Origin of the sequence: Rhodobacter flavimaris (assembly GCF_021378075.1) — a bacterium.
In the GTDB taxonomy this organism is placed as follows: Bacteria; Pseudomonadota; Alphaproteobacteria; order Rhodobacterales; family Rhodobacteraceae; genus Rhodobacter; species Rhodobacter flavimaris.
Genome location: NZ_JAJUOS010000003.1, coordinates 83,206 through 94,271 on the forward strand (window position 1 = coordinate 83,206; position 11,066 = coordinate 94,271).

Below are 11,066 nucleotides of genomic sequence, written 5' to 3' on the forward strand. Positions count from 1 at the left end.
GTTGATGCAAGAGCCCGGTCGCGGCGCGGCACTTGCCCAGTCGGCTTCGCCCTTCGCGCCCGTGATCATGGTCAACGACCTCGGCATCACCGCCTTCGAGATCGAGCAGCGCGTAAAGTTCCTTGAACTGCTGCGCCAGACCGGCGACCTGCAGGCCGAGGCGGAAAAGGCGCTAATCGAGGACCGGCTGCGCGAAAGCGCCGCCAAGCGCGCGGGGATCACCCTCTCGGCCGAGGCGCTTTCCTCCGGCATGTCCGAATTCGCCGGGCGCGCGAACCTGACCACCGAGCAGTTTGTGCAGGAACTTTCCCAAGTTGGCATCGAGGAGCAGACGTTCCGCGACTTCGTCAGCGCGGGACTGCTGTGGCGCGATGCGATCCGCGCAAAATACGCCAACCGCATCCGGATCACCGCCGCCGATATCGACCATGCCATGCTGCTTGAAAGCGAGCGCGGCCAGACTGCGCGGGTGCTGATTTCGGAAATCATCATTCCCACCCCGCCCGGTCAGGAGGCCGAAGCGATGGCTGCGGCCCGGCGCGCCTCGGCCGCCTCGGGCGACGCGGCCTTCAGCGCGCTTGCACGCGAGTTCTCGGCAACGGAATCGGCGCCGCGGGGTGGGCATCTTGACTGGATGGAAGTTTCCAACATGCCCCCGGCCCTGCGCCCGGTCATCATGGGTCTCAAACCCGGCCAGGCCAGCGCGCCGATGCAAATCCCCAACGCCGTGGCGGTCTTCATGCTGCGCTCGATTGACGAAGGCGGCAAAGCCCCCGCCACCGCTCAGACGCTGGAATACACCCGCTTCATCGTCGGCCCCGCGACGGCGGCTCAAACCGCCAGCGACGCCGGTTCCATCGCGGCACGGGTTGATCGCTGCGACGATTTCTACGGCATCGCCAAGGACTTGCCCGCAGAACGGCTGATCCGCGAGACGCTCCCTCAGGGCGCGATCCCGCAAGATATCGCCATCGCCCTCGCCAGCATGGACATTGGCGAGACCCGCGCGCTTCAGCGTGGCGCGAATACCGAGCTGGTCACGCTGTGCAAACGCGAAAAGACGCTAGCCGAGGGCGAAACTGCCCCCACCCGCGACGAGATCGGGCAGCGCCTGACCAACCAGCGCCTGAACGCCTATTCGGATAGCGATATCGCCGATCTGCTCGCGAATGCGGTGATCGTCCGCCCATGAGCGACAGGCCCGTTATCCTGAGCTGCGGCGACCCCTCGGGCATCGGGCCTGAAATCGCGGCGAAGGCTTGGGAGGCCCTAGGTGCCAGCCTGCCGTTCGTCTGGATCGGCGATCCAGCACATCTGCCGCGCGGAACCTCTGTGCGCGAGATATCCGAGCCGTCCGAAGCGATGACCCATGCTGGCAGCGCCCTGCCCGTGTTGCCGCACCCGTTCGAGGCGGCCGCACTTCCGGGAAAACCCGATCCTGCTAATGCCAAGGGCGTCATCGACGTGATCGCGCGGGGCGTCGATCTGGTGATGCGTGGCGAGGGACTCGCGCTGACCACCGCGCCCATTCACAAGAAGGCATTGAAAGACGGCGCTGGATTTGCCTTTCCCGGCCATACCGAATACCTCGCGCATCTCGCCGGAGGTGCCAAGGTGGTGATGATGCTGGCTGCGCCCGCGCTGCGCGTCGTGCCGGCAACCATCCATATCGCCCTATCCGAGGTTCCGCGCGCCTTCACTCCGGCGGTTCTACGCGAGACCGTGCGGATTACTGCCGAGGGGTTGCGGCTCGATTTCGGGATCGACAATCCGCGCATCGCCATCGCCGGGCTGAACCCGCACGCGGGCGAAGGCGGGGTGATGGGCCGCGAAGAACTCGAATGGATGCAGGACGAGATCGAGGCCTTGCGCGACGAGGGCTTTGCACTCTCCGGTCCGCTGCCGGCTGACACGATGTTTCACGCCGCCGCGCGGTCGCGCTACGACGCAGCGATTTGCGCCTATCACGATCAGGCGCTGATCCCGATCAAGACCCTGGCCTTCGACGAGGGGGTGAACGTCACGCTTGGCCTGCCTTTCGTGCGCACCTCGCCCGATCACGGCACCGCCTACGATATCGCCGGAAACGGGCGCGCCAATCCCTCAAGCCTGATCGCCGCGCTGAAACTGGCGGCGCAGATGGGGGCCGCGCGCGCGGGCTGAGCTTGCTCGTGCGGCGCGAATGCCCTATCCCCGGCGCAATGGTGAGGCCGGGGGCTGTCTGCCCCCGGACCCCCGAGGATATTTGGACCACATTGAATGCAGGAGGCACAGATGGCGGCGATCGACGGGCTTCCTCCGCTGCGCGAGGTCATTCGCGATCACGAGTTGGTAGCGAAGAAGAGCCTTGGGCAGAACTTTCTGCTGGACCTGAACCTGACGGCGAAGATCGCGCGCTCGGCCGGGGATCTGACCGGGCATGATGTGCTGGAGGTCGGGCCCGGGCCGGGTGGTTTGACGCGCGGGTTGCTGGCGGAAGGGGCGCGCAAGGTTCTCGCGGTCGAGAAAGATGCGCGCTGTCTGCCTGCGCTGGCCGAGATCGCCGCGCATTATCCGGGGCGGCTCGAAGTCATCAACGGCGATGCGCTTGAGGTCGATGTGCGTGCGCATCTGACCCCGCCGATCCGGATTGCAGCCAACCTGCCCTATAATGTCGGGACCGAGTTGCTGGTGCGCTGGCTTACGCCAAAGGAATGGCCGCCGTTCTGGGAAAGCCTGACGCTCATGTTCCAGAAAGAGGTGGCGGAGCGGATCGTGGCCAAGCCCAGTTCGAACCATTACGGGCGGCTGGCGATCCTGGCGCAGTGGCGCTGCGAGGCGAAGATCGTGATGATCCTGCCGCCCGAAGCCTTCACGCCTGCGCCCAAGGTGCATTCCGCCGTCGTGCATCTGCGCGCCCTGCCCGAGCCGCGCTTTCCGGCCGACCCGAAGGTGCTGGAGCAGGTGGTTGCGGCGGGTTTCAACCAGCGCCGCAAGATGCTGCGCGCCTCGCTGAAGGGTATCCATCCGCAAATCGAGAGCTTGCTGGAAGAGGCAGGCATCGCACCGACCGAGCGCGCCGAGCGGGTGAGCCTTGAGCAATTCTGCCATCTCGCGCGGCTTGTCGCGGCGGCGCGCGGCTGAAATGCAAACCGCGCCGGTTAGGGCGCGGTTCGGGAATTCATTCTTCGATCGGGGCTTCGCTTGGCGCTTCAGGCGTCGTTGCGTCCTCGCCTTTCGGTTCGCGCGGCTTGCGCGGGGCGCGGCGGTTGCGCGGCTTGGCCGGCTTGCCCTCAGTGGCCTGAGGGGCTGCGGAACTTACGGCCTCGGCGCGCATTTCGGGCGTCTCGACGAGGGTCGAGGCGTCGTCCGGCTGCTCCGGCGCCTCGGGGGCGGCGGGCTGCTGTTCGGGCTGCTGTTCGGGCTGCTCGTCACGGGGCTGGTCCTCGCCGCGGTTCTCGCCGCGCTCACGCTGGCCATGGCCGTTTTGCTGGTTCTGACGCTGACGCTCTTCCTGCTCGCGCGCCATTTCGCGCTGCGCCTCACCCAGCATGCGGGTGTAATGCTCGGCGTGCTGGAGGAAGTTCTGCTCGGCCACGCGGTCGTTCGACAGCTGCGCATCGCGGGCAAGCATCAGATACTTGTCGATGATCTGCTGCGGCGTGCCGCGCACCTTGCCCTCGGGGCCCGAGCTGTCAAACACCCGGTTGATGATATTGCCGATCGAGCGTTGGCGGTTCGACTTATTGCGCGAACGGGATTTCGAAGATCTCATGAGCTTTCGTTCGTTTTGCCCCTTGGGGCTGCTGAGGTCTGGGCTGCGATCCGGAAAGCGGATACTGGCCGTTCCTTGCGGGCTGGTCCTTCGGTAACCGGGCAAGAGCCCGCCTGAGACCAAGTGACCCGCAGTGTGAAGCTGAGCCGTGCGGTGGATCGACATCCGCCCTGCACAGATTTGACTAATCATGGGATGGCAGGACTCGCAAGCAAAAATCTGCGCCAAGGCCGCGAATTGGCGGGTTTTTACCGCCGGAATGCGCGTTTTGGCCACAACCGGGCTGTCAGGCGCAGCCGCAGCCCCCGTCCTCAAGCGGTTTGCGCGCCATCACCACGCGATCGCGGCCATCGAGATCCTGGCGCACCTCGATCCGCTCAAGCCCCTGCGCGGCCAGAAGATCGCTGACCTGTTTTGCCTGTGTCGGGCCGATTTCCAGCAATATCCGCCCGCCCGGCATCAGGCGCGGCGCGGCACCACGCGCAATGGCACGGTAGGCGTCCAGCCCGTCCCCGCCGGGGGTCAGTGCGCCCAAGGGTTCCCAGTCGCGCACATCGACCGACAGGCCCGCCATCTCGTCTTGCGCGATATAGGGCGGGTTCGAGACGATCAGATCAAAGACCCCGATCAGTGCCGCGAACCAGTCCGAGGCCACGAATCGCGCGCGTTTCTCGACACCAAGCCGGGTGGCGTTGCCCTGCGCGACGGCAAGTGCTGCGGGTGAGACATCGGTGCCGGTGCCAACGGCGAAGGGCATCCCCTTCAGACAGGAGATCAGGATGCAGCCGGTCCCCGTGCCAAGGTCGAGCAATTTGGCGAAAGGCTCTTCAAGGGCCGCAGCCACCAGAATCTCGGTCTCGGGGCGCGGGTCGAGTGTGTCGCGCGTGACGCGGAACTCCTGACCCCAGAAAAGCCGTCGCCCGGTGATCTGCGCGACGGGCTGGCGCGCCTCGCGTGCGGTGATGGCGCGGTCGAAGGCCGCTTGCTCGGCCTCGGTCAGATCGTCCTGAAGGCGCAGTGTCAGCCGATCTGGCGCCTCGTCCAGCGCATAGGCCATCAGGCGGCGTGCATCGAGCGCGGCGCCCTCGATCCCTGCTGCGGTCAGGCGCCGGGTGCCAAGAACAAGGGCGGCCTGCGCTTTCACGCCTCCATCTCCGCCAGCTTCTCGGCCTGATCATGCGCGGTCAGCGCGTCGATCACCTCGTCGAGGTCGCCATTCATGATCTGGGCCAGCGCATAAAGCGTCAGGTTGATGCGGTGATCGGTCATCCGGCCCTGCGGGAAGTTGTAGGTGCGAATCCGCTCGGACCGGTCGCCCGAGCCCACCTGCGCCTTGCGATCGGCTGCACGCTCATTCGCCAGGCGTTCACGTTCGGCCTCATAAAGCCGGGCGCGCAGGACGGCCATGGCATTGGCGCGGTTCTGGTGCTGGGACTTCTCGGACGAAGTCACGACGATGCCGGTCGGAATATGCGTGATGCGCACCGCCGAGTCGGTCGTGTTGACGTGCTGGCCACCCGCGCCCGAGCTGCGCATCGTGTCGATCCGGATGTCCGAGGCGGGAATGTCGATATCGACCTCGGCGGCCTCGGGCAGCACTGCGACCGTCGCGGCCGAGGTATGGATACGCCCGCCGGCCTCGGTTTCAGGCACGCGCTGCACGCGGTGGACGCCGGATTCGTATTTCAGGCGGGCAAAGACGCCCTCGCCCTCGATCCGCGCGACGGCCTCCTTGACGCCGCCAAGTTCGGTCTCGGTGAAATCCATCAGCTCGAACCGCCAGCCGTGGCTTTCGGCGTAGCGCTGATACATCCGCAGCAGATCGCCTGCGAACAGTGCGGCCTCCTCGCCGCCGGTGCCGGGGCGGATTTCCAGGATCGCGGGGCGCGCGTCGGCGGCATCCTTGGGCAGAAGGGCCAGACGCAGGGCCTGCTCCATTTCAGGGATACGGGCGCGCAGGCGCGGCAGTTCTTCCTCGGCCAGGTCCTTCATCTCGGGGTCGCGCAGCCAGCCCTCCGCCTCGCGCACGTCGTCAAGCGCCTGCCGGTAGGCGGCGATTTCCTCGACCACGGGGCGCAGTTCGGAATATTCGCGCGACAGGGCCGCGATTTCGGCGGGCGCGGCGGATGAGTTCAGCTTGGCCTCGAGATACTCGAAGCGTTGCGTGATCTGGGCGAGTTTGTCGAACGGAACCATGCCAGCGGTTTGGCGCGGAAGCACGCTGCGGTCAAGCCTGCGGCAAACGCTGCCTTTACCTTGGCCGCGCCTTTCCCTATATAAATTCTCGACTATCGCGAGAACCGGACCAATCCATGACGACCGACGCTCAGCCCCCGCTGGAGGGTACGCCCCTGATCAAGCCCTCGACGACCGAGCACCCGCTGCATGACAGCGTGGTTGAGGCCTGTCGCACGGTCTTCGACCCCGAGATCCCGGTGAACATCTATGACCTCGGGTTGATTTACACGATCGAGATTTCGGCTGAGAACGATGTGAAGATCGTCATGACGCTCACGGCGCCCGGCTGCCCGGTGGCGGGCGAGATGCCGACCTGGGTGCAGGATGCGGTTGAATGCGTCGATGGCATCAAGTCGGTCGATGTCGAGATGACCTTCGATCCGCAATGGGGCATGGACATGATGTCCGACGAAGCGCGGCTCGAACTCGGCTTCATGTAAGCGCATCCGGGCGCGCACCTTGCCGCGCCCAACCCCGGCCCCTATCTTTGGCGCTGGACCTCAGGAGACCGCCATGTTCGCCATTCCCGGCAAACCGCCCGTAACCATCACCTCGGCCGCCGTGCAGCAGATCGCGCGGCTGATGGAGCGCGAGCACGCCGCGGGCTTCCGCATCGGCGTCAAGAAGGGTGGTTGCGCGGGCATGGAATACACCATGGAAGTCGCACAAGAGGCCGGCCCCATGGATCTCGTGGTCGAGGAAGGCCCGGCCCGCGTTTTGATCGCGCCCATGGCGCAGATGTTCCTTCTTGGAACCGAGATCGACTACGAGGTCGGTCTGCTCGAATCCGGCTTCAAGTTCCGCAATCCGAATGTGGTCGAGGCCTGCGGCTGCGGGGAATCCATCAAGTTCAAGGACATGCCCGAGGAGGGCTGATCCAATTGCCCTTTGCGCCTGCCTGCGCCCTGCCCTAATGTGTCGCAAACTCTTGGGAGGGGAACATGCGCAAGAAACTCGCGGCGGGCAACTGGAAGATGAACGGGCTGGCGGCAAGCCTGTCCGAGGTCGAGGCGCTGATCGCGGCGCATCCCAACCCGGCTTGTGACGTTCTGCTCTGTCCCCCGGCGACGCTCGTTTCGGCGATGGCCGCCGTCGCAGCGGGGCGCGTTGCGGTTGGTGGGCAGGATTGCCACATGGAACTGACCGGCGCGCATACTGGCGACATCTCGGCGCAGATGCTGGCCGATGCGGGTGCAAGCCATGTGATCGTGGGCCATTCCGAGCGCCGCGCCGATCATGGCGAAAGCGACGCGATGATCCGCGCTAAGGCCGAGGCCGCGCGCGCCCAGAGTCTGGTGGCTGTGATCTGCATTGGCGAAACCGAGGCCGAGCGCGACGCCGGCACCACGCTTGAAGTGATCGGGCGGCAGTTGTTCGGCTCGACCCCAGACGGAGCGACCGGGGTCAATACCGTTATCGCCTATGAACCCGTCTGGGCTATCGGAACTGGTCGCACGCCGACGCTGGAGCAGATCGCCGAGGTGCATGATTTCATGCGTTCGGAGCTGAACGGCCGCTTCGGGTCGGAAGGGGCGCAGATCCGGTTGCTGTATGGCGGTTCGGTCAAGCCCTCGAACGCGGCCGAGATCTTTGCAACTTCGAATGTCGATGGGGCTCTGGTGGGCGGAGCCTCGCTGAAGGCCGCTGATTTTGGGGCGATCATCGGCGCGCTGGAACGCGCCTGAGGGATAGGGGGCGCTGCCCCCTCGGCCCTGCGGGCCTCACCCCCGAGGTATTTGGACAAGGAGAAAGGGCCCCGGCGCGAAACCGGGGCCCTTTCCTTTTCTTTGAAGCTCGTTGCTGAGCCTTACTTCACGATCACTTCTGGCCCCATGACGGCAGTCGGCAGGACCGTGCTGAGCCAGGGAACATAGGTGATCAGGATCAGGAAGACGAAGAGCACCGCAAGGAAGGGCAGCGCCGCCTTCACGACCCGCATGATCGGCATCCCGGCCACGCCCGAGGTCACGAAGAGGTTGAGGCCCACGGGTGGGGTAATCATCCCGATCTCCATGTTCACGACCATGATGATGCCGAGGTGAATCGGGTCCACGCCCAGTTCGATCGCGATCGGGAAGACAAGCGGCGCCACGATCAGGATCAGGCCCGAGGGCTCCATGAACTGCCCGCCGATCAGCAGGATCACGTTCACGATCACGAGGAACATGATTTTGCCCAGACCCGCGCCCAGAAGCGCCTCGGTGATCTTTTGCGGGATCTGCTCGTCGGTCAGGACGTGCTTGAGGATCAGGGCGTTGGCGATGATGAACATCAGGGTGATGGTCAGCTTGCCGGCCTCGAACAGGGTCGCTTTCGTGGCCGGGTGGAAGAAGGCGGTGATGATCGCCTGCGGTTTCTTCCACAGCGGCAGTTTCTGTTCGCCCTCGTCGAGCGGCCCCATGTCGCGGTAGATGAAGTTCGCGACGAAGAAGGCGTAGACTGCGGCGACGGCAGCGGCCTCGGTGGGCGTGAAGATACCCGCGGTGATGCCCGGGACACCGTAGAGGCCCACCATGATGATTACGATCAGCATCAGGCCCCAGAACGCGTCCCTGAACGAGTCGAAGACCTCGCCCCAGCCCTGCCACTCGCCCTTGGGCAGGTTCTTGCGGATCGCGATGATCAGGATCGTCGCCATCAGCATGAAGCCCGCAAGAAGGCCTGGGATAACGCCCGCAAGGAACATGCGCCCGACCGAAACGTCGGTGGCCGAGGCATAGACCACCATCACGATCGAGGGCGGGATCAGGATGCCGAGCGTGCCGGCGTTACAGATGACGCCCGCTGCGAAGTCCTTGGAGTAGCCTACCTGGCGCATTGCCGCGATGACGATCGAGCCGATGGCGACCACGGTTGCGGGCGACGAGCCCGACAGCGCCGCGAAAAGCATACAAGCGAAGACGCCCGCGATGGCCAGACCGCCCGGCAGGTGCCCCACGCAGGCGATGGCAAAGCGGATAATCCGTTTCGCCACGCCCCCGGTGGACATGAAGCTGGAGGCCAGAATGAAGAACGGAATGGCCAGCAGCGTCGCGTGCCCTTCCATCGACTGGTAGAGCGTCTGCGCAACAGAGGCCAGAGAGGTGTCTGAATACCACAGAAGGAACAGGATCGAGCTGAGGCCGAGCGAAATGGCGATCGGAACGCCGATCAGCATGAAGCCGATCACCATGGTGAAGAGAATGACGATATCCATGGATCAGTCCTCGGCGTTCATGTGGCGCACTTCGGCGACGGCTTCTTCGGCTTCGTGGCTAACAATCAGCGCATCACGGCGGCCGCGCAGGATGTCCCAAGTCGCCTGGGCGATGCGGAAGAACAGCATCGCGGTGCCGAAGGGCAGGATGAAATAGGGAATGAAGCGCGGCAGCTTGTTGTAGGCCTCGCCCTCGTTCATAGGACCTTCGATGAAGCGCAGCCAGTCCGGCATCGGGATGGTCTCGGTCTCATACCATGCTTGATCGCGCGTCTTGATGAAGCCCTCAGGGAACCAGCGCCCGCCGGTCTGCTCGAACCCGCCGAAGGGGGCCCAATAGTCCCAGGCACCCTTCAGAAGAAGGAACGCATAGATCAGGCACAGAACCGCCGAGACGATCGCCAGAATGCGGCGCATCCCCGGCCCAACCATACCCAGAACCGCATCGACACCTAGATGGGCAGTCACCTTGATGGCGTAGGACATGCCAAGCAGCACGAGCCACGCGAACAGGATCAACGTCGCTTCCAGCCCCCAGATCATCGAGTGGGCGAAAACGTAGCGCAGAACCACGTTCACGAAGGTAATCAGCGTCATCACCCCAAGCGTCACCGCGATAGCGGTTTCCTCAGCGTGATGGACAGCCCAGCCAATGGCTGTTTTCGGCGCATATTTCGCGCTCATGGTCAGTCCCTCTACATGGTTGAAATGATGCGCGCGCAGATATGGGCTTCCGCGCGCGCATACTGGATCAGGCGATCAGTTTTGAGCGTTGATCGCTTGTGCCGCGTCGATGTTTTCCTGACCGATACCGTCCACGAACTGCGCCCAGACCGGCTTCATCGCGGTGACCCAGGCTTCCCGCTGCTCAGCGGTCAGCTCGTTGATCTTGCCGCCATGTTCGAGGATCGACGCACGGGCCTGCAGCTCTACGTCGCTTACGGCGGCGTTCCGCTCGACGGTGACTTCGTGCATGATGGTTGCCAGTTGCTCGGCGACTGCCGGATCGAGGCTGTCCCACCAGTCGGTCGAAACGACGACCATGTAGTCAAGCACGCCGTGGTTGGTCTCGGTGATCGAATCCTGAACCTCGTAATACTTCTGACCGTAGGAGTTTGACCAGGTGTTCTCCTGACCGTCCACAACGCCGGTCTGCAGCGCGCCGTAAACTTCCGAGAAGGCCATCGGCTGCGGCGAGGCGCCAAGCGCCTGCATCTGCGCGACGAGCACGTCGGAGGGCTGGACGCGGAACTTCAGGCCCTTGGCGTCTTCCGGCATGATCAGCGGCTTCTTGGCCGAGAACTGCTTCATCCCCGAATGCCAGAACTCCAGCCCCTTCAGGCCGCGGCGTTCCATCGACGATTTCATCGCCTGCCCGGTTTCCGAGTTCTGGAAAGCATTGACGGCGGCCATGTTCTTGAACATGAACGGCAGGTCAAAAATGTTGAAGACCTTGGTGAACGCTTCGAACTTCGACAGCGAGGGCGCGGCCATCTGCACGTCGCCTTGCAGCATCGCCTCAAGCACCTGATCGTCATCGTAAAGGGTCGAGTTCGGATAGACCTCGACGCAGACCTTGCCGTTCATCTCGGCGTTAACGCGCTCGGCGAAGAGGCTGGCCGCGATCCCCTTGGGATGCTTGTCGGCATTGGTCACATGCGCGAACTTGACGACCATCTCACCTTCGTCGCACTGCGCCATCGCGGCACCAGCAGAAGTTACAAGGGCAAGAGCCGTCATAGCGGCGGTAAAGCGTTTCATGGATGTCCTCCCGGTATCCGCGCCCCCCTCGGGCGCCCAGAACAAGCCAACCGCTTAATGCATACCCGATCAACAGTTTCGTTATAGCTCCGTGATGTCCTATTTTAATTGTTTAAT

At 64.2% G+C, this 11,066-nt stretch carries 12 protein-coding genes; 6 read left to right on the plus strand and 6 right to left on the minus strand.

Annotation, left to right across the window (positions count from 1 at the left end; translation table 11 throughout):
• The first annotated feature begins 4 nt into the window (after window positions 1-4).
• From LZA78_RS05115 to rsmA, 3 genes are all read left to right on the plus strand, one after another.
• Window positions 5-1,192 carry a peptidylprolyl isomerase gene (locus LZA78_RS05115; protein ID WP_233675862.1) on the plus strand — a complete coding sequence of 396 codons (1,188 nt, stop codon included), beginning with the start codon at window positions 5-7 and terminating at the stop codon, window positions 1,190-1,192.
• The gene (gene pdxA / locus LZA78_RS05120; RefSeq protein ID WP_233675863.1) at window positions 1,189-2,163 is read left to right on the plus strand and encodes a 4-hydroxythreonine-4-phosphate dehydrogenase PdxA; all 975 of its coding nucleotides are present in this window, start codon (window positions 1,189-1,191) and stop codon (window positions 2,161-2,163) included. Before LZA78_RS05115 ends, pdxA begins: the two co-directional genes overlap by 4 nt.
• 111 nt (window positions 2,164-2,274) lie before the next feature.
• Entirely contained in the window at window positions 2,275-3,123 is an 849-nt protein-coding gene (rsmA, locus tag LZA78_RS05125; RefSeq protein ID WP_233675864.1) for a 16S rRNA (adenine(1518)-N(6)/adenine(1519)-N(6))-dimethyltransferase RsmA, read from the plus strand.
• A 37-nt stretch (window positions 3,124-3,160) separates the two neighbouring features.
• Here rsmA and LZA78_RS05130 read toward each other — a convergent pair whose 3' ends face one another.
• From LZA78_RS05130 to prfA, 3 genes are all read right to left on the minus strand, one after another.
• On the minus strand, window positions 3,161-3,754 hold the full coding sequence (locus LZA78_RS05130) for a DUF4167 domain-containing protein (protein WP_233675865.1): 594 nt from the start codon (window positions 3,752-3,754) through the stop codon (window positions 3,161-3,163).
• A 286-nt stretch (window positions 3,755-4,040) separates the two neighbouring features.
• Window positions 4,041-4,898 (minus strand): peptide chain release factor N(5)-glutamine methyltransferase, encoded by an 858-nt coding sequence (gene prmC, locus LZA78_RS05135; protein WP_233675866.1) that lies wholly within the window; start codon window positions 4,896-4,898, stop codon window positions 4,041-4,043.
• Complete coding sequence (prfA, locus tag LZA78_RS05140) at window positions 4,895-5,950, minus strand: peptide chain release factor 1 (protein ID WP_233675867.1); 1,056 nt, start codon at window positions 5,948-5,950, stop codon at window positions 4,895-4,897. The genes prmC and prfA overlap by 4 nt, the downstream gene beginning before the upstream one ends.
• A gap of 116 nt (window positions 5,951-6,066) precedes the next feature.
• Here prfA and LZA78_RS05145 point away from each other — a divergent pair, with 116 nt between their 5' ends.
• The 3 genes from LZA78_RS05145 (at window position 6,067) to tpiA (ending at window position 7,677) form a co-directional block, all read left to right on the plus strand.
• Window positions 6,067-6,432, plus strand: a complete 366-nt coding sequence (locus LZA78_RS05145) for an SUF system Fe-S cluster assembly protein (protein ID WP_233675868.1) — start codon at window positions 6,067-6,069, stop codon at window positions 6,430-6,432.
• A 73-nt stretch (window positions 6,433-6,505) separates the two neighbouring features.
• The gene (locus tag LZA78_RS05150) at window positions 6,506-6,868 is read left to right on the plus strand and encodes a HesB/IscA family protein (protein WP_233675869.1); all 363 of its coding nucleotides are present in this window, start codon (window positions 6,506-6,508) and stop codon (window positions 6,866-6,868) included.
• Between the two features lie 65 nt (window positions 6,869-6,933).
• Window positions 6,934-7,677 (plus strand): triose-phosphate isomerase, encoded by a 744-nt coding sequence (tpiA, locus tag LZA78_RS05155; protein ID WP_233675870.1) that lies wholly within the window; start codon window positions 6,934-6,936, stop codon window positions 7,675-7,677.
• A gap of 122 nt (window positions 7,678-7,799) precedes the next feature.
• Here the strand turns inward: tpiA and LZA78_RS05160 are convergent, their stop codons facing one another.
• The 3 genes from LZA78_RS05160 to LZA78_RS05170 form a co-directional block, all read right to left on the minus strand.
• Window positions 7,800-9,188, minus strand: a complete 1,389-nt coding sequence (locus LZA78_RS05160) for a TRAP transporter large permease (RefSeq protein ID WP_233675871.1) — start codon at window positions 9,186-9,188, stop codon at window positions 7,800-7,802.
• Window positions 9,189-9,191: 3 nt separating this feature from the next.
• Window positions 9,192-9,872 (minus strand): TRAP transporter small permease, encoded by a 681-nt coding sequence (locus tag LZA78_RS05165; protein WP_233675872.1) that lies wholly within the window; start codon window positions 9,870-9,872, stop codon window positions 9,192-9,194.
• A gap of 75 nt (window positions 9,873-9,947) precedes the next feature.
• Window positions 9,948-10,949, minus strand: a complete 1,002-nt coding sequence (locus LZA78_RS05170; RefSeq protein WP_233675873.1) for a TRAP transporter substrate-binding protein — start codon at window positions 10,947-10,949, stop codon at window positions 9,948-9,950.
• Window positions 10,950-11,066: the final 117 nt, after the last annotated feature.